17 protein-coding genes are annotated in these 17109 nt (G+C 70.3%); 9 read left to right on the forward strand and 8 right to left on the reverse strand.

The window, feature by feature from the left end; all coding sequences use genetic code 11:
• Positions 1-285 precede the first annotated feature (285 nt).
• The 5 genes from ACFYP4_RS15260 (at position 286) to ACFYP4_RS15280 (ending at position 2881) form a co-directional block, all read left to right on the forward strand.
• On the forward strand, positions 286-951 hold the full coding sequence (locus ACFYP4_RS15260) for a hypothetical protein (protein ID WP_358854869.1): 666 nt from the start codon (positions 286-288) through the stop codon (positions 949-951).
• Between the two features lie 13 nt (positions 952-964).
• Positions 965-1144 (forward strand): hypothetical protein, encoded by a 180-nt coding sequence (locus ACFYP4_RS15265; RefSeq protein ID WP_358854840.1) that lies wholly within the window; start codon positions 965-967, stop codon positions 1142-1144.
• A gap of 195 nt (positions 1145-1339) precedes the next feature.
• On the forward strand, positions 1340-1762 hold the full coding sequence (locus ACFYP4_RS15270) for a BlaI/MecI/CopY family transcriptional regulator (RefSeq protein ID WP_358854841.1): 423 nt from the start codon (positions 1340-1342) through the stop codon (positions 1760-1762).
• 9 nt (positions 1763-1771) lie between these two features.
• Positions 1772-2317 carry an amino-acid N-acetyltransferase gene (locus ACFYP4_RS15275; RefSeq protein WP_358854842.1) on the forward strand — a complete coding sequence of 182 codons (546 nt, stop codon included), beginning with the start codon at positions 1772-1774 and terminating at the stop codon, positions 2315-2317.
• 228 nt (positions 2318-2545) lie between these two features.
• A complete protein-coding gene (locus tag ACFYP4_RS15280) occupies positions 2546-2881 on the forward strand; it encodes an Lsr2 family protein (RefSeq protein ID WP_310763325.1) in 336 nt (111 codons plus the stop codon).
• Here the strand turns inward: ACFYP4_RS15280 and ACFYP4_RS15285 are convergent.
• A complete protein-coding gene (locus tag ACFYP4_RS15285) occupies positions 2860-3441 on the reverse strand; it encodes an SCO3374 family protein (RefSeq protein WP_358854843.1) in 582 nt (193 codons plus the stop codon). The two genes, ACFYP4_RS15280 and ACFYP4_RS15285, sit on opposite strands and share 22 nt — an antisense overlap.
• A 433-nt stretch (positions 3442-3874) precedes the next feature.
• Between ACFYP4_RS15285 and ACFYP4_RS15290 the strand changes: the two genes are divergently transcribed.
• Together ACFYP4_RS15290 and ACFYP4_RS15295 are read left to right on the forward strand one after the other, a co-directional pair.
• Positions 3875-6403: an ATP-dependent Clp protease ATP-binding subunit gene (locus ACFYP4_RS15290; protein ID WP_358854844.1), complete on the forward strand. Its 2529-nt coding sequence runs from the start codon at positions 3875-3877 to the stop codon at positions 6401-6403.
• A 511-nt stretch (positions 6404-6914) separates the two neighbouring features.
• Entirely contained in the window at positions 6915-7628 is a 714-nt protein-coding gene (locus ACFYP4_RS15295; RefSeq protein ID WP_388785657.1) for a M23 family metallopeptidase, read from the forward strand.
• Positions 7629-7672: 44 nt separating this feature from the next.
• On the opposite strand, the gene ACFYP4_RS15300 is transcribed toward ACFYP4_RS15295, so the two are convergent.
• Positions 7673-8266: a TetR/AcrR family transcriptional regulator gene (locus tag ACFYP4_RS15300; RefSeq protein WP_358854846.1), complete on the reverse strand. Its 594-nt coding sequence runs from the start codon at positions 8264-8266 to the stop codon at positions 7673-7675.
• Positions 8267-8455: 189 nt separating this feature from the next.
• Between ACFYP4_RS15300 and ACFYP4_RS15305 the strand changes: the two genes are divergently transcribed.
• Positions 8456-10084 carry an MDR family MFS transporter gene (locus tag ACFYP4_RS15305; RefSeq protein WP_388785659.1) on the forward strand — a complete coding sequence of 543 codons (1629 nt, stop codon included), beginning with the start codon at positions 8456-8458 and terminating at the stop codon, positions 10082-10084.
• A gap of 171 nt (positions 10085-10255) precedes the next feature.
• Here ACFYP4_RS15305 and cseC read toward each other — a convergent pair whose 3' ends face one another.
• The 5 genes from cseC to ACFYP4_RS15330 form a co-directional block, all read right to left on the reverse strand.
• The gene (gene cseC, locus ACFYP4_RS15310) at positions 10256-11626 is read right to left on the reverse strand and encodes a two-component system sensor histidine kinase CseC (RefSeq protein WP_358854848.1); all 1371 of its coding nucleotides are present in this window, start codon (positions 11624-11626) and stop codon (positions 10256-10258) included.
• Between the two features lie 8 nt (positions 11627-11634).
• A complete protein-coding gene (gene cseB / locus ACFYP4_RS15315; RefSeq protein ID WP_358854849.1) occupies positions 11635-12342 on the reverse strand; it encodes a two-component system response regulator CseB in 708 nt (235 codons plus the stop codon).
• A 10-nt stretch (positions 12343-12352) separates the two neighbouring features.
• The gene (locus tag ACFYP4_RS15320; RefSeq protein ID WP_388785662.1) at positions 12353-13003 is read right to left on the reverse strand and encodes a hypothetical protein; all 651 of its coding nucleotides are present in this window, start codon (positions 13001-13003) and stop codon (positions 12353-12355) included.
• Positions 12991-13539 carry a SigE family RNA polymerase sigma factor gene (locus ACFYP4_RS15325; protein ID WP_358854851.1) on the reverse strand — a complete coding sequence of 183 codons (549 nt, stop codon included), beginning with the start codon at positions 13537-13539 and terminating at the stop codon, positions 12991-12993. The genes ACFYP4_RS15320 and ACFYP4_RS15325 overlap by 13 nt, the downstream gene beginning before the upstream one ends.
• A 259-nt stretch (positions 13540-13798) precedes the next feature.
• Entirely contained in the window at positions 13799-14731 is a 933-nt protein-coding gene (locus tag ACFYP4_RS15330; protein ID WP_388785664.1) for an A/G-specific adenine glycosylase, read from the reverse strand.
• 288 nt (positions 14732-15019) lie between these two features.
• Here ACFYP4_RS15330 and ACFYP4_RS15335 point away from each other — a divergent pair, with 288 nt between their 5' ends.
• A complete protein-coding gene (locus ACFYP4_RS15335) occupies positions 15020-15832 on the forward strand; it encodes a hypothetical protein (RefSeq protein ID WP_358854853.1) in 813 nt (270 codons plus the stop codon).
• A gap of 85 nt (positions 15833-15917) precedes the next feature.
• On the opposite strand, the gene disA is transcribed toward ACFYP4_RS15335, so the two are convergent.
• Positions 15918-17042 carry a DNA integrity scanning diadenylate cyclase DisA gene (gene disA / locus ACFYP4_RS15340; protein ID WP_358854854.1) on the reverse strand — a complete coding sequence of 375 codons (1125 nt, stop codon included), beginning with the start codon at positions 17040-17042 and terminating at the stop codon, positions 15918-15920.
• Between the last annotated feature and the right edge of the window lie 67 nt (positions 17043-17109).

Consider the following 17109-nt stretch of genomic DNA (forward strand, 5'->3'; position numbering starts at 1 on the left):
AGGTGCACGCCCGACCTGCGACGGGCGGATGTACCGGCGCGGCCCCGACCACCCACCGGAGCCGAGGCGCCCTCCCCGACCACCCACCGGAGTCGAGGTGGCCTCCCCGACCACCCACCCACCGGAGCCGAGGCGCCCACCCCGACCACCCACCGCAGCGCGGGCGACCCACCCACCGGGCGAAAGACGCCGCCCGGACCGCGCCACAACACCCCGTTATGCGGATTTTGTCTGATTAGCGCGTATCGTCGCCGCATGCCCACGCCATATGGATCCCGCGGCGGCATGGCGTTCGGCGCGGAGGAGCTGCGTGTGCTCCGCCGTGCTCTCGCCCTCGCCCTCCACCCCAGCCCCGCCTCGGCCGAGGACGTCCAGGCCTGTCTCGGGCTCGCCGAGTCCCTGGACGAGGCGACCCGCGAGGGAGAAAGACTCCGGGCCTTCATGCTGGCCGACCTCGCGCGCTACCGCGCCGCCCTGCCCGGCACCGTCACCGGCTACCTCGCCCTCCTCGAGGACGTCCTCGGCGCCGGCTACCGCCCCGTCCCCGACGACCTCGCCGCCCTGCGCGCCCTGCGCGGCAATCCCACCGCGGCCGCCCTCCTGGCCCGCTGCCGCGTCCTCGCCGAGCAGGACATCCGCGCCCGCCTGGCGGGCCGTGCCACGCCCGCCACCACCCCCACCGTGCCGGCCTGCCGCACCCGCCTCCTGGCCCTCCCGGGCGGCCTGTCCGCCCAGGGCTCCCCACACGCCCCGCGCGTCCGCGAGGCCGCCGAGGAGCCCGCCAAGCGGCCCGGCGAGCGGCCCGCGGAGCCGCGGCCGCAACCGCAGCCCCCGGTGAAGAGCCCCCGCCCGGACCGTCCCATCCCCACGCCCGGCGAGGTCTTCCCGCCGAAGCGCAAACCGGGCGGCCCGCCGGCGGCGGACCCGCATCGGGAACTGGCGGCGGGCTAGCTACTCTGGAGGCATGGACTACGTCTCCGCGCTCGTGCCCCCCGTCGTGATGGCCGTGTTCTTCATCGGGCTGATCGTGACGATCGTGAAGACCCAGGGCGGGGCCAACAAGGCCAAGGAGGACGCCGTCGTCGACGCCGCGCTCGCACGCGCCGAGGGCGCCCGCCAGACCTCCCGGGACACCGACGCCTGAGGCCCGGCCGCGCGGACGCGGCCGGCCCCTTCACCTCTCCGTTCCCCTGGGCGTACGACTCATCTGATTTTCGAGTCGTACGCCCTTTTTGTTGCCGTTTGTCACTGAAAGTGCCCGTCCGGCACGCCATCGGCGTCTTCTCCCACTATTGTTCTGGCTGTGCCTCGCCCATTGGGAGAACTCGAAGACGCGGTCATGACGCGGGTGTGGAAGTGGAACCGCCCGGTGACCGTTCGAGAAGTCCTGGAAGATCTTCAGCAGGAACGGTCCATCGCGTACACCACGGTGATGACCGTTTTGGACAATCTCCATCAGAAGGGCTGGGTGCGCCGCGAGGCCGAAGGCCGGGCCTATCGATATGAAGCGGTCTCCACCCGGGCCGCCTACGCCGCCGCCCTGATGAACGAGGCCTGGTCCCAGAGCGACAACCCGGCAGCCGCTCTCGTGGCCTTCTTCGGGATGATGAGCGAGGAACAGCGTCTCGCGCTGCGCAACGCGGTAGCCATCGTCCAGGGCCCGGAAACGCCCGAAACCCCGGATGAAACCCGCGACCGCCCCGACGAGAACCCCACCGCGACCCAGAACCCCGCCGCGACTCGGGACGACCCCGGGCGATAGCGTCCGCCCATGCCAGCAGAGCATCCCGCGGAGCATCCCGAACCCACCGCAAAAGCCATCACCGTCCGCCGGGCGAGGACGGGCGATGTCCCGGCGGTGCGCCGCCTCCTCGACTCGTACGTGGAGCATCGCATCCTGCTCGACAAAGCGACGGTGACGCTTTACGAGGACATCCAGGAGTTCTGGGTCGCCGAACGCGACGACAACGCCGAGGTGGTGGGCTGCGGCGCGCTGCACGTGATGTGGGAAGACCTCGCGGAAGTACGCACCCTCGCGGTGAACCCCACGGTCAGAGGCGCGGGCGTCGGTCATCAGCTGCTCGGCAAGTTGCTGCAGACCGCTCGCTGGCTCGGCGTTCGCCGGGTTTTCTGTCTGACCTTCGAAGTCGACTTCTTCGCGAAGCACGGCTTCACCGAGATCGGCGAGACACCCGTTGACACCGATGTCTACGCCGAGCTGCTGCGTTCCTATGACGAGGGCGTGGCGGAGTTCCTCGGTCTCGAACGAGTGAAACCGAACACCTTGGGCAACAGTCGGATGCTTCTGCATCTGTGATCGCCGCCGACTATTCCGGCGGGGAGGCATGCCTGGGTTCCCTATGTCCGAAACGCGCATGTTTCCGGTCTGCTCGCGGGCCGTGAGTCCTCGCCAGGGGTTTGTGTTTTTCCGGCAAAAGCGGTTTGCTTTCCGACGTACTGCAGTACTGCATATAACAAGGGGACGCGAAACAGCGGCGCACGCCGCCGGCCCTCCGCCCCACGGTTATCGATGAAAGGAAATCCCGTGGCACAGAAGGTTCAGGTCCTTCTTGTCGACGACCTCGACGGTGGCGAGGCGGACGAGACCGTGACGTTCGCGTTGGACGGCAAGACGTACGAGATCGACCTCACGACTGCCAATGCCGACAAGCTTCGCGGCCTTCTCGACCCCTACGTGAAGGGTGGTCGTCGCACCGGAGGCCGCGCCGCGGGTGGCCGCGGAAAGACGCGCGCCGCTTCCGGCGGCAGCCAGGACACGGCGCAGATCCGCGCGTGGGCCAAGGAGAACGGTTACGAGGTCAACGACCGTGGCCGCGTTCCCGCGTCCATTCGCGAGGCCTACGAGAAGGCCAACGGCTGAGCGCTCGCGCGCCGCAGCCGGACACGGTGGCAGTGCGTTGCCATCGTGTCCACCACCCGTACGAGATCGGGGGCGACCCCACCGCCCCCCACGGCCGACAGGGTCGGCAGCAGGGGCTCGACCTCGCACCCCGGCTCGGGGGGCCGCAGCCAGACGGCGGCCCCCTGCGGACCCCCTGCACCGGCCGCTCCCGGCGGCACCGGCGCCTCGATGCGCCCGCCCGCGCCGACCGCGTGGAGATCCAGCGGCAGGGTCCCCCATTCCAGCCAGTCCAGCAGCCCCGGCAGTTCGTCGGCGCCGCCCTCGGCCACGAGCAGCAGCATCCGGTCGCCCTGAAGCGCCACCGGAGACGCCGGGCCCAGGTGCCGCAGCGCCGCGACCCCGGCCTCCGCGGGCACGTCCAGGACGTCGAAGCGCAGACCCGTGAGCAACCCCGCCGGCGGTCCGGGCACGGTTGGCCAGCCCAGTTCGTTCTCGTACCAGCGGCGCACCGGATCCGTGGTGTCGCCGGACGTGCGGAACCCGAGCGGCCGACGCGGAGGGGGAACGGTGGGAACCATGACAGGAGCAACCGTCCAAAGTGCCCCGGAGTTACGCTGGGTGTTTCTATGAATGCGCAGCGTGGCGAAGGAGGGGGCGTGCGGGAGCCCTGCCCGGCGCGAGGGTGTTCGCCCATAGCGGAGGGGGAACCGCCGCGCACGGCATGGAGTGTCGGTGCGTACGGGTAAGACATCCCTAGTGGGAGGGGGCGACACGCAAGGCAGGGCGGTCTCACGTTCGCCATCGGCGTACTGATGGTGGGGGTAACTGCCTGGCCTGCGGGAACATCGTCTCGCACCATCGGGTTGGAGCAGATGTCGGCGTTCGGGGTCAGGAGGCCAAGGACGGTGTCGGCAGTTGGAATGAGCGGTCCCCGCTTGCGGGACTAAGCTGCGGAAGGACAGGGAGGGGAGCGTCCCCTTACTGCCTGACCGCTCTGAGGAGCGATTAACGATGTTCGAGAGGTTCACCGACCGCGCGCGGCGGGTTGTCGTCCTGGCTCAGGAAGAAGCCCGGATGCTCAACCACAACTACATCGGCACCGAGCACATCCTCCTGGGCCTGATCCACGAGGGTGAGGGTGTCGCCGCTAAGGCCCTGGAGAGCCTCGGGATTTCGCTCGAGGCGGTCCGCCAGCAGGTGGAGGAGATCATCGGTCAGGGCCAGCAGGCCCCGTCCGGGCACATCCCCTTCACCCCCCGTGCCAAGAAGGTCCTGGAGCTGTCGCTCCGCGAGGCCCTTCAGCTGGGCCACAACTACATCGGCACGGAGCACATCCTGCTCGGCCTGATCCGTGAGGGCGAGGGCGTCGCCGCCCAGGTCCTGGTCAAGCTGGGCGCCGACCTCAACCGTGTGCGGCAGCAGGTGATCCAGCTGCTCTCCGGTTACCAGGGCAAGGAGACCGCCGGCGCCAGTGGCGGGCCTGCCGAGGGCACCCCCTCGACGTCCCTGGTCCTCGACCAGTTCGGCCGGAACCTCACCCAGGCCGCTCGTGAGTCCAAGCTCGACCCGGTCATCGGGCGCGAGAAGGAGATCGAGCGGGTCATGCAGGTGCTGTCCCGCCGCACGAAGAACAACCCGGTCCTCATCGGCGAGCCCGGCGTCGGCAAGACCGCCGTCGTCGAAGGCCTCGCGCAGGCCATCGTCAAGGGCGAGGTGCCCGAGACCCTCAAGGACAAGCACCTCTACACCCTGGACCTCGGCGCGCTGGTCGCCGGCTCCCGCTACCGCGGTGACTTCGAGGAGCGCCTGAAGAAGGTCCTCAAGGAGATCCGCACCCGCGGCGACATCATCCTGTTCATCGACGAGCTGCACACGCTCGTCGGCGCGGGTGCCGCCGAGGGCGCCATCGACGCCGCTTCGATCCTGAAGCCGATGCTGGCCCGCGGTGAGCTGCAGACCATCGGCGCCACGACGCTCGACGAGTACCGCAAGCACCTCGAGAAGGACGCGGCCCTCGAGCGCCGCTTCCAGCCGATCCAGGTGGCGGAGCCCTCCCTCCCGCACACGATCGAGATCCTCAAGGGTCTGCGCGACCGCTACGAGGCGCACCACCGTGTGTCGATCACGGACGAGGCCCTGGTCCAGGCCGCGACGCTCGCGGACCGCTACATCTCCGACCGGTTCCTTCCCGACAAGGCGATCGACCTGATCGACGAGGCGGGCTCCCGGATGCGCATCCGTCGGATGACGGCGCCGCCGGACCTGCGCGAGTTCGACGAGAAGATCGCGGGCGTGCGCCGCGACAAGGAGTCCGCGATCGACTCGCAGGACTTCGAGAAGGCCGCCTCCCTGCGTGACAAGGAGAAGCAGCTCCTCGCCGCGAAGGCCAAGCGCGAGAAGGAGTGGAAGGCCGGCGACATGGACGTCGTCGCCGAGGTCGACGGCGAGCTGATCGCCGAGGTCCTCGCGACCGCCACCGGTATCCCGGTCTTCAAGCTGACGGAGGAGGAGTCCTCGCGTCTGCTGCGCATGGAGGACGAGCTCCACAAGCGGGTCATCGGCCAGAAGGACGCCGTCAAGGCGCTCTCGAAGGCGATCCGCCGTACGCGCGCCGGTCTGAAGGACCCGAAGCGTCCGGGTGGTTCGTTCATCTTCGCCGGTCCGTCCGGTGTCGGTAAGACCGAGCTGTCCAAGGCACTCGCCGAGTTCCTCTTCGGTGACGAGGACGCGCTGATCTCCCTCGACATGTCGGAGTTCAGCGAGAAGCACACGGTCTCGCGTCTCTTCGGTTCGCCCCCCGGCTACGTGGGTTACGAAGAGGGCGGTCAGCTGACCGAGAAGGTCCGCCGCAAGCCGTTCTCCGTCGTCCTGTTCGACGAGGTCGAGAAGGCCCACCCGGACATCTTCAACTCGCTGCTGCAGATCCTGGAGGACGGTCGCCTGACCGACTCCCAGGGCCGGGTCGTGGACTTCAAGAACACGGTCATCATCATGACGACCAACCTCGGCACGCGGGACATCTCGAAGGGCTTCAACCTGGGCTTCGCGGCGCAGGGTGACACGAAGACCAACTACGAGCGCATGAAGAACAAGGTCTCGGACGAGCTCAAGCAGCACTTCCGGCCCGAGTTCCTCAACCGTGTCGACGACGTCGTCGTCTTCCCGCAGCTGACCCAGGACGACATCCTCCAGATCGTCGACCTGATGGTGAGCAAGGTGGACGAGCGCCTCAAGGACCGGGACATGGGCATCGAGCTCTCCCAGTCCGCGAAGGAGCTCCTCGCCAAGAAGGGCTACGACCCGGTGCTCGGCGCGCGTCCGCTGCGTCGCACGATCCAGCGCGAGGTCGAGGACACGCTGTCCGAGAAGATCCTCTTCGGCGAGCTGCGTCCGGGCCACATCGTGGTCGTGGATACGGAGGGCGAGGGAGAGACGAAGACCTTCACCTTCCGGGGTGAGGAGAAGTCGTCGCTTCCCGACGTCCCGCCGATCGAGCAGGCGGCCGGCGGCGCCGGTCCGAACCTGAGCAAGGACGCGTAACCTCCGGGTTCGCTTCACAGGGGCTGCCCCGGGACTTCGGTCCCGGGGCAGCCCCTGTTTTCGTGTGCGCGTACGGGGGTCGGCGAGGTAGCCCCCGTCACATCCTCAGCGGCCTGGATCATGCCCGCCGGTGACATGACGCACAGGCGATTTGTCCGTTACTAGGCGGATTAGTGGACAGGCAGGAACGGACAAAAAGGACCTTTGGCCCGTGGGTCGGGACCGAGGGCACGGGGTCGGCGAAGGTGAGGCGTCCAGGGCGGTTTTCCCGTGGAAGGAAGGCCTCGAAGTGGGGCTAAACCTCCACTTGTGACCGAAACGGGCTGGAATCACTGCATCACGGCGGGTCTGTCAAGGAGTCGAAAGTTTTGAGGCGAACTACGGCATTGCTTCGTAGATAGGCGGTTTGGGGCTTCGGGAGGACGCGGGTTACCAAGGGATGGTCCATCCGGCAGGTGCCTGTGCGCCGGGTGGTCCTGTGTGCCCCCGTCCCCGTCTTGAAGAGGTATCCATGTCGAAGCGCGTCTCGCCCCGTCACTCCCGTGTGTCCCAGCTCCGTATGCGGGCAGCCGTCCTGGCCGCCGGGCTGGGTGCCTCGGTCGCGCTGGGCGCCGGGGTCGCGGCCGCCGACACCACGCTGAACGTCGCCGCCTCCAGCACCACGGCCAGTGCGGTGCAGAACCAGGCCGCGGCTCAGGCCAAGGCCGCCGCCGACACCGCCGCGAAGACCAAGAAGGCCGCCGAGACGGCCAAGCAGGCCGCGGCGAAGAAGGCAGCGGCGAAGAAGGCCGCCGCCAAGAAGGTCACCTCCTGGGTCGACCCGGTGAAGAAGTACAAGCTCTCCGCCAGCTTCAACCAGGCCGGCGGCATGTGGTCGCACAAGCACTCCGGCCAGGACTACGCCGTGCCGCAGGGCACCGAGGTCGTCGCCGCGCACGGCGGCACCGTCGTGAAGACCGGCGGCAACGGCGCCGGCGACGGTCCCGCGTACGGCAACGCCGTCGTCGTCAAGCACGGCAACGGCACCTACTCGCAGTACGCGCACCTGTCCCGGGTCGACGTGAGGGTCGGGCAGGTCGTCTCCACCGGCCAGCACATAGCGCTCTCCGGCAACACCGGGAACTCCAGCGGCCCCCACCTGCACTTCGAGATCCGTACGACCGCGAACTACGGGACCGCGATCGACCCCGTCAGCTTCCTGCGCGCCCAGGGCGTCACCGTCTGACGGACGGCACCGAAGGGCCACGCGGCACCGCGGGGTGCCGGTGGCTACGACGTGGCGGCGCCGTGCGCCCGCGTCACCAGATCGATGGCGACCTCGAGGACGGCCTTGCGCTTCTCCTCGGGGTCGCCTTCGACGTCCTTGAGGACGAACATCCCGGCGTGCATCGTGAAGAGCGCGCTGATGCAGCGGACCTGGTCGGGCAGCGCCGCCTCGGGCTCCTTGATGATGTCGAGCATGGACAGCATGCGGTCCTTGAAGGTCTCGCCGATGCTCAGCTCGCGTACCGTCGCCTGGTTCTCCTGCATGAAGCGGAAGAGCGGGGACGCGCCGGTGAGGGCCTGGCTGTAGCGGCGCAGCACCTCCTGCTTGGTGTCCAGGGAGTGCGGCTGCCGCCTGCCCCAGTCGATCAGCTCGTCCAGGGGCCTCGTCAGATCCTCGAAGAGGCTGATGAGGATCTCTTCCTTGGTCTTGAAGTGGTAGTAGAGCGCCGCCTTCGTCACGTCGAGGTGCTCGGCGATCTCGCGCAGAGAGGTCTTCTCGTAGCCCTGCTCGGAGAAGAGTTCGAGGGCCACGTCCTGGATGCGCTGGCGGGTGTCGCCGCGGCGCTGTCGCTTGGTGCCGTCCATGGTGCCGCCCATCCTCGTACTCCTTGCGCTCCTTGAAAACTTACTTGACGACCGGCTGGTAAAGCCACCGGAAACTTACTTGACGCCCGGCTAGTTAGCCGTCTACGTTCCTGAGTGTAGTGAACTTGCCGGGCGGCAAGTAAGTAGACCGAGCGGGATCGGCCGGAACCATGGGGTGGCCGTTCCAGGGGAGTGGGAACGATGGCGGACACGACAGATGCGGTCGCACAGACCGACGAACGACCAGAGGACGCCGCGGCGACGGCCGGACGGCCGGCGCAGGAGGCCGCGCAGAGCGGACCGCAGCCCCGCAGCGTGCGGGTCGTCCTCGGCGCGCTGCTGATCGCGATGATGCTCGCGATGCTCGACAACATGATCGTCGGTACGGCGATGCCGACGATCGTGGGCGACCTGGGCGGCCTCGAACACCTGTCGTGGGTCGTCACCGGGTACACCCTCGCCACCGCCGCCTCCACCCCGATCTGGGGCAAGCTCGGCGACATGTACGGGCGCAAGGGCGTCTTCATGACCTCGATCGTGGTCTTCCTGATCGGGTCGGCGCTCAGCGGCATGGCCCAGGGCATGGGGGAGCTGATCGGCTTCCGGGCGATCCAGGGACTCGGCGCCGGCGGACTGATGGTCGGCGTCATGGCGATCATCGGCGACCTGATCCCGCCGCGCGAGCGCGGCAAGTACCAGGGCATGATCGCCGGCGTGATGGCACTCGCCATGATCGCCGGACCCCTCGTCGGCGGCACCATCACCGACCACTGGGGCTGGCGCTGGTCCTTCTACATCAACCTGCCGCTCGGCGTCGTCGCGCTGATCGCCGTCAGTGTCGTGCTGCACCTGCCGAAGAAGCGGGTCGACAGCCGGATCGACTACCTGGGCGCCGGGCTGCTGGCGCTCGGCATCACGGCCATCGTGCTCGTCACCACCTGGGGCGGCAGCGAGTACGCCTGGGGCTCGGCCCGGATCATGGAACTGATCGGCATAGGCGTCGCCGCGCTCGTCGGCTTCCTCTTCGTGCAGACCAAGGCCGCCGCGCCGATCATGCCGCTGCACATCTTCCGCAGCCGCAACTTCACGCTGATGTCCGTCATCGGCTTCATCACCGGCTTCGTGATGTTCGGTGCCGTGCTCTTCCTGCCGCTGTACCAGCAGTCGGTGCAGGGCGCGTCCGCGACCAACTCCGGGCTGCTGCTCCTGCCGATGCTCGGCGCGATGCTCGTCGTCTCGATGATCGCCGGACGGGTCACCACCAACAGCGGCAAGTACAAGGTGTTCCCGGTCGCCGGCAGTGTGCTGATGACGCTCGGTCTCTTCCTGCTCGCGCAGATGGACACCGGCACGAGCCGCCTCACCTCCGGGCTGTACATGGCGGTGCTCGGCGCCGGCATGGGCTGCCTGATGCAGATCACCATGCTGGTCGCGCAGAACAGCGTCGAGATGAAGGACATGGGCGTCGCGTCCTCGACGACCACCCTGTTCCGTACGCTCGGCTCGTCGTTCGGTGTGGCGATCATGGGCGCGCTGTTCAACCACCGGGTGCAGGACGTGATGACCGAGCGGGCCGGTGCCATCGGCTCCAGCGTGACCGAGCGGTCCGCGCAGCTGGACGCGGCCGGCCTCGCCAAGCTGCCGGCCGTGGCCCGCGAGGCCTACCAGCACGCGGTGGCTTCCGGTACGCACTCCGCGTTCCTGCTCGGGTCGGTCGTCGCGGTGGTCGCGCTGGCCGCCTCGGTGTTCGTGAAGGAGGTCCCGCTCAAGGGGGCGGGGCCGGCGAAGCCGGGCGGGGACGCGAAGCCCGCGGTTCCCGAGGCCGTCTGACCCGGCCGGAGTCCACCTCGGTGGGAAGGGCCCCCGGCGTTGTCCGCCCCGGGGGCCCTGCCGCGTCCCGGGCTCCCCGGCCACGCACCCCCGGACGCACCACGGGACGGATGCCGGGCACGTCCCCGTCCCCGTACTTCAGCGGCGGTGCCGCCGGGACCTGGATCCCGCTCACGAGTCCCGTGTGCCGGACACGGGCAGCATCGGGAAACTCCCCGTGTTCGTGGGGGCGTGTTCGGGCAGCCACAGGACCGCCACCGCTCCCTCGGCGGGTACCTCGGGCGGAGCTCCGGCGGGGCGCACGTTGCGGAAGGTGAGGCGGGCGCCCAGCACACGGGCCTGGCCGGCCGCGATGGTCAGGCCAAGGCCGTGGCCGCGGCCCGCCCGGTCGGCGCTGCCGGTGCGGAAACGGCTCGGGCCCTCCTGAAGGAGCTTCTCGGGGAAGCCGGGGCCGTGGTCGCGGACGCGGATGACCCGGCCCTCGACGGACACCTCGATCGGCGGCCTGCCGTGCCGCGCGGCGTTGGCCAGCAGGTTGAACAGCACGCGTTCGAGGCGGCGCGGATCCGTGGTGACCACCGACTCGTGCACCACGCGCACCTCGATGTCCGGGTCCTTCGCGGCCACCCGCCGGGACACGAACTCGCCCAGCGTGATGTCCTGCAGCTCGGCCCGCTCGGACGCCCCGTCGAGCCGCGCCACCTCCAGGACGTCCTCGACGAGGGTGCGCATGGCCTGCGCCCGGTCCCGCACCAGCTCCGTCGGACGGCCCGGGGGCAGCAGCTCCGCGGCCGTCAGCAGCCCGGTCACCGGGGTGCGCAGCTCGTGCGCGATGTCCGCGGTCACCCGGCGCTCGGCCTCGATCCGCTGCTGGAGCGCGTCCGCCATGGCGTCCACCGCCCGCGCGAGATCGTCGGTCTCGTCGCGTACGACACCGCCGATGGCGTCCCGCACCCGTACGTCCGTGTCACCCCTGGCGACCTGGTTCGCGGCCGCCGCCGCCTTGCGCAGCCGGCGCGACAGCTGGCCACCGATGAGCACACCGAGCGCGCAGCCGCCGAAGACGACCGCGATCGAGCCGATGAGCAGCGCCTGGTCGAGGTCCTTCATCACGGTCGCGCTGCGGTCGGTGAACCGCGTGTGCAGCGACAGCACCCGGCCGTCCTTGAGGGGCACGGCGGCCCAGATGTCGGGCACCCCGCCCGGCCCCTCGGCCACGTAGGTGGCGCGGCGCCCCTGCGCGACCTTCACCAGCAGGTCCCGCGGGATGGTCGGGTCGTCGACCTCCACCCCGAAGGACTGCGTGCGGCCGGACTCGTACATGCGCTGCGCCACCTGGATGCGCTCGTCCGCGAGGTCGCGCGAGTTGTCGAGCATCGAGACCCGGGCCGCGTTGTGCACGACCAGGCTGAGCGCGATCGCCACCAGCGCGCCGACCAGCGCGATCGCCGCGCTGAGCTTCCACCTGATGCCCGTGCGGATGCCTCTGTCCCCGCCGACCGCCGTGCCGGCCAGGACCAGGCGCCGAAATGTCCCCCGCATACCGCTGCTCAGGCCTTCAACTTGTAGCCGAAACCGCGGACCGTCTCGATCCGGTCCTGGCCGATTTTCGTACGCAGCCGCTGCACATGGACGTCGACGACCCGCGTGTCACCGCCCCACCCGTAGTCCCACACGCGCTCCAGGAGCTTGTCGCGGGACAGGACCGTGCCGGGCGCGGCCGAGAACTCCAGCAGCAGCCGCATCTCGGTGGGGGTGAGCGACACCGGCCGCCCGTCCCGCCGTACCTCCATGCCCTCGGTGTCGATCTCCAGGTCGCCGAAGGACAGCACACCGCCGTCGAGCTCGTCCGCCTCAGCGGTCACGGGCCCCGCAGGTCCGCTCGCGTGCCCGAAACGCCGGAGCACCGCGCGGATCCGGGCGACCAGGACGGCGCCGTCGAACGGCTTCGTGACGTAGTCGTCGGCGCCCGCCTCCAGGCCCAGCACCACGTCGATGGAGTCGGCGCGCGCCGACAGCATGATCACGGGGACGGTGGACTCGTCGCGGATACGGCGGCACAGGCTGACCCCGTCCAGCCCGGGCACCATCACGTCCAGCAGCGCGATGTCGGGGCGGTCGGCGCGGAACGCCGCCAGGCCCGAGAGCCCGTCGGGCATGGCGGTGACCGCGAACCCGTCGCGTTCCAGGGCGAGCTGGGTCGCCTCGCGGATGACGTCGTCGTCCTCGACGAACAGGACGTGGGTCTGCTCTGCCATCCCTCTGCTCTCAGTTCGCGTCGGGGGCGGGCGAGTCGGTGCCGCCCACCGCGTTGCTGTAGTCGTTGTGGATCCGGGACTGCACGGCGAAGCGGCCCGCGGACCAGCCGTAGGTGATCACCTCTTCGCTGGACGGATACGAGACCGGGTCGTCCTTCCCGTACAGCTGCTGCGTGACCACCAGGTCGCCCCGGTCGATCTCCGCGTAGACCGGGGGCGCCTCGGCCTTGAAGACGTTCCGGTAGCCGCCGTCCTGCGCGCGGTACACGTACGCACCGATGCCGACGGCATCGCCGCAGGTCATCACGTTCACCACGATGTCGTCCGCGGATCCTCCGGTCAGGTTCCCGTAGGACACGTCGACCGGGTACTCGTCGGCGACGCACGGCTTCAGATCGCGCTTGACCGCCGTACTGACCTTCGGGTCGTCCTTGACGAGTTCGACGGCGTCGACGCGGCCGGCCCGCCCGCTCGGCGTGGAGACCGGGGTCGTGGCGCCCGCGACCGAGTCGGCGCCCGCCGGGCCCTCGTCCCGGGCGCCGGTGCCGCCGGTGGCGCACGCCGAGGCGAAAAGGGTGAGGGCGGCGAAGACGGCCGTCGCCGTGATCACCGCCTTGGAGGCCCCACCGGGCCCGGTGGCCCCTGAATCTAGGCCGCGCAACGCTCCCGCTCCTCACGTTCGAGCGCACGGGCGGTGCGCTCTTCCCGGTCCCGGCTCTCCAGCTCCTCGCGGAGCCGGGCCAGCGCGCGGTGCAGCGTGCTCTTGACCGTTCCGGCCGACATGCCGAGGGCGGCGGCCGTCTCCTCCGTGGACATCTGCTCCCAGTGTCGCAGCACGACGACACTGCGCTGCTTGGGAGCCAGCACCTTCATGATGTCCATCAGCAGGGCGCGGTCCGCGTGCTGCTCGGTTGCGTCCTCGACGCTCGCGTCCGGAAGCTGCTCGGTGGGCACCTCTTCGAGCTTGCGGGCCCGCCACCACTCGGTCCGCGTGTTGATCATGACGCGGCGCAGATAGGCGTCGGCCAGCCGCTTGTCCGCGATGCCGTCCCAGCGGCCGTAGGTCCGGACGAGCGCGGTCTGCAGCAGGTCCTGGGCGTCGACCGGGTCGGGGACCAGGCGGCGGGCACTGCGCAGCAGCGCGTCCTGCCGGGTGCGGACGTACTCCTCGAACTCGAGCACCTCTCCCTGCGCCATGCCGACCGCCTCCATCCCCGTTGCCGGCCTCGATCGCCGCCGGCTGTCCGTCACCTGCGTGCCGCTGTCCCCGCGGTACGGGAATGAAGCTACGGAGGGGTTGTCACGGGGGTGTCCGAGGCAGCCTGCGGCGAGCGCTCGGCTGTCCGTCGGTTGTGTAACGGAAGTAGGAGACGGGTAAGGGGAGGCGCCGAGTTGTCGGATTTGGAGGTGATTTCGACGGCCGGGAGCCTGTCGGGGACCCATGGGTCCCTGTGACTCAGCCGAGCGGCAGCCGGTAGAGACCGCCCGGCATCGGCTCGACCAGCCCGTCGGCGACGAGACCGTCCAGGGCGCGGGCGCGCTGCACCGGCTCGTCCCACACGCGGTCGAGCGCCGCCTGCGGGACCGGTGTGAGGGCCTCCCGCAGGACGGCGAGGAGCCGCCCGCGGACCTGGCGGTCGGTCCCCGCGTAGGTCTGGCCACGCCGCGGCGGTCCCTGGTGCTCCGGCTTCCCGGCCAGCCGCCAGGCGCACAGGGCGGCGACCGGGCAACGGTGGCACGACTCGTTCTTCGCCGTGCACACCAGCGCGCCGAGCTCCATGGAGGCGGCGGCCCAGCGCGACGCCGTGCGCTCGTCCTCGGGCAGGAGGGCACGGGCGAGCTTGCGTTCGGCGGCCGTCGTCGCGTTCGGCGGGTACTGCGTGCCGGTGACCGCGCGGGCGAGGACGCGCCGCACGTTCGTGTCCAGGACGGCGTGCCGCTGCCCGTACGCGAACGAGGCCACGGCCGCCGCCGTGTACTCGCCGATGCCCGGCAGGGCCAGCAGCTGGGCGTGCTCGGCCGGTACGTCGCCGCCGTGCCGTTCCGTTATGGCGACCGCGGCGCCGTGCAGCCGCAGGGCGCGCCGGGGGTAGCCGAGCCGGCCCCAGGCGCGGACCGCCTCGCCCGGTGCCTCCCCGGCCAGGTCGGCGGGGCGCGGCCAGCGGGCCAGCCACTGCTCGTAGACGGGCAGCACCCGGTTCACCGGCGTCTGCTGCAGCATGAACTCGCTGACCATCACGCCCCAGGGGCCGGCGTCGGGACGCCGCCACGGCAGATCGCGGGCGTGCTCGTCGAACCAGTCGATGACCGGCTCGTGCAGGGATTCACCGGCGGCGCCGGGCGCCGCGGCGGACGGAGTGCTGGGCGTGGGCAAAGTGGGTGCAGTCATGACGGAACCGATCCTGCCACGGGGGAGTGCCCGGCCGCGGCCAACCACGGGGGTGGGTCGTCACACCCGACGATCGGCACAGGCGTGCCCCGGCCGGTCCGCGGAGGAAGCGATGGTCACGGACGGTGTGCGAGTGTCCGTTCTCGTCACGCACTGCCACCGGCGGAGCCCCGGTGCGGCGGAAGTGGGGGTGTGCGGCGCCCGACCGGGATGATGATCCGGAAAAGTTGCCGCTTCGGGCGGCGGGTGGCGCAAGGTACGGGGACGATCTCTCGTACAGTTTGCGCCGTGGGATCTCTGCGCAATCCGGTCGGGCCGCTTCCCTCCTCCATCTACTGGCGACGGAGGGCCGTTCTGCTGTCCGTGGTCGGCCTGTTGGCGCTCCTCGTCCTGTGGGTGATCGCCTCCGGCGGCGGAGGCGGCAACAACAACGGGGACGGTTCCAACGGGAAGAACCCGGCCCCCTCGATCACACCGGGGCCCTCCAGCTCCGGGCCCGCCATCAGTCAACACCCGGGCGGGCGCGACGAGTCGAGCGGTTCGGGCGACGGGGGCGACGGGGGCGGCGGCTCCGGAGCCGGCGGCGGCGCCGGCGCGGGCACCGGGGGCGGCGCAGGCTCCACCGGCTCCGCGGGGGGATCCGGCAGCGGGTTCAAGGACGGCGGGTCGGGCGAGCAGCTCCCGGCCGGCTCCGGACTCGCCAACTGCACCGGCGGATCGGTCAAGTTGACGCTGCGCAGCGTCCACAACACCTACGCGCCCGGCAGGAAGCCGACCATCGAGCTGACCGTGAAGAACTCCGCCTCCGGCGCCTGCAAGGTCGATCTCGGCCCGAAGAACACCGTTCTGACGATCACTCAGGCGGGCGGCGACGACGCCTTCTGGTCCTCGAAGGACTGCCCCAAGGGGTCCGGCAGCCTCCTCCTGCGCGTCCCGGCCGACGGTCAGGTGACCCGCACCCTGGAATGGGACCGCAAGGCGAGCGCCCCCGAGTGCGCGACGCCTCCGGCGGGTTCGGCCTCCGCCGGCACCTACCTGGTGGAGGCGAAGGCGCCGGGCCTGGCGAAGGCGCAGACGTCCTTCGTACTGGAGAAGGACTGACGGGACGGAAGCCCAGGGGCGCTTGGGGCCTGTCGTTCGGATCCCCCTGGGCGGAACTCCGCGGCGCGAAACCGTCGGACGGGCCCTAGACGTACCGCTCGAGGATCGACGACTCCGCCAGGCGCGAGAGGCCCTCGCGGACGCTGCGGGCGCGCGCCTCGCCGACCCCGTCGACCGTCTGCAGGTCGTCGACGCTCGCGGCGAGCAGCTTCTGCAGGCCGCCGAAGTGCTCCACGAGCCGGTCGATGATCGCGCCGGGCAGCCGCGGCACCTTCGCCAGCAGCCGGAAGCCGCGCGGCGAGACCGCCGAGTCGAGCGCTTCCGGGGAGCCGGTGTAACCCAACGCGCGGGCCACCGTCGGCATTTCCAGCAGCTCCGCGTGCGACAGCGCGTCCAGCTCGGAGAGCGCCTCGTCGACCGTGCGCGAACGCTTGGCCGTCGGCTCGGGCACGTAGTCCCGCACGACGAGTTCGCGCTCCGGCTCCACACCCGCGATCAACTCGTCGAGCTGGAGCGCCAGAAGACGTCCGTCCGTGCCGAGCTCGACCACGTACTCGGCGATCTCGGTGGCGATCCGGCGCACCATCTCCAGCCGCTGGGCCACCGCCGACACGTCCCGGACGGTGACCAGGTCCTCGATCTCCAGCGCCGACAGCGTGCCCGCGACCTCGTCGAGACGGAGCTTGTAGCGCTCCAGGGTGGCGAGGGCCTGGTTGGCGCGGGAGAGGATCGCCGCGGAGTCCTCCAGAACACGGCGCTGACCGTCCACGTACAGGGCGATCAGCCGCATCGACTGGGAGACCGAGACGATCGGGAATCCGACCTGCTTGGAGACCCGGTCCGCGGTGCGGTGGCGGGTGCCGGTCTCCTCGGTCGGGATGGTCGGGTCGGGCACCAGCTGCACGCCGGCCCGCAGGATCTTGGTGATGTCCTTGTCGATGACGATGCCGCCGTCGAGCTTGCACAGCTCGCGCAGTCGGGTCGCGGTGAACTCGACGTCCAGGACGAAACCGCCGGTACACATCGACTCGACGGTCTTGTCCCAGCCGAGCACGATGAGTCCGCCGGTGTTGCCGCGGAGAATCCGCTCGAGCCCGTCGCGCAGCGCCGTGCCGGGTGCCACGGCGCTCAGCGAGGCGCGCATCAGGCCATCGGCACCGGAGCTCCCACCGGACTTTCCGGGAGCTGCTGCCCGGTCGTTGGCTGCCACTGCACTCCTCCGGTCGCGGGTTTCCGGTCGCCCTCGGTTCGTACGGACGGGCGAGACCTGGGCAAAG

This window comes from Streptomyces sp. NPDC005551, from assembly GCF_042871785.1.
In the GTDB taxonomy this organism is placed as follows: Bacteria; Actinomycetota; Actinomycetes; order Streptomycetales; family Streptomycetaceae; genus Streptomyces.

Coding starts and splice junctions, on each gene's coding strand:
- ACFYP4_RS15260 (WP_358854869.1), top strand. CDS start 286: ATGGCGTTCGGCGCGGAGGAGCTGCGTGTGCTCCGCCGTGCTCTCGCC.
- ACFYP4_RS15265 (WP_358854840.1), top strand. CDS start 965: ATGGACTACGTCTCCGCGCTCGTGCCCCCCGTCGTGATGGCCGTGTTC.
- ACFYP4_RS15270 (WP_358854841.1), top strand. CDS start 1,340: ATGACGCGGGTGTGGAAGTGGAACCGCCCGGTGACCGTTCGAGAAGTC.
- ACFYP4_RS15275 (WP_358854842.1), top strand. CDS start 1,772: ATGCCAGCAGAGCATCCCGCGGAGCATCCCGAACCCACCGCAAAAGCC.
- ACFYP4_RS15285 (WP_358854843.1), bottom strand. CDS start 3,441: ATGGTTCCCACCGTTCCCCCTCCGCGTCGGCCGCTCGGGTTCCGCACG.
- ACFYP4_RS15290 (WP_358854844.1), top strand. CDS start 3,875: ATGTTCGAGAGGTTCACCGACCGCGCGCGGCGGGTTGTCGTCCTGGCT.
- ACFYP4_RS15295 (WP_388785657.1), top strand. CDS start 6,915: ATGTCGAAGCGCGTCTCGCCCCGTCACTCCCGTGTGTCCCAGCTCCGT.
- ACFYP4_RS15300 (WP_358854846.1), bottom strand. CDS start 8,266: ATGGGCGGCACCATGGACGGCACCAAGCGACAGCGCCGCGGCGACACC.
- ACFYP4_RS15305 (WP_388785659.1), top strand. CDS start 8,456: ATGGCGGACACGACAGATGCGGTCGCACAGACCGACGAACGACCAGAG.
- cseC (WP_358854848.1), bottom strand. CDS start 11,626: ATGCGGGGGACATTTCGGCGCCTGGTCCTGGCCGGCACGGCGGTCGGC.
- cseB (WP_358854849.1), bottom strand. CDS start 12,342: ATGGCAGAGCAGACCCACGTCCTGTTCGTCGAGGACGACGACGTCATC.
- ACFYP4_RS15325 (WP_358854851.1), bottom strand. CDS start 13,539: ATGGCGCAGGGAGAGGTGCTCGAGTTCGAGGAGTACGTCCGCACCCGG.
- ACFYP4_RS15330 (WP_388785664.1), bottom strand. CDS start 14,731: ATGACTGCACCCACTTTGCCCACGCCCAGCACTCCGTCCGCCGCGGCG.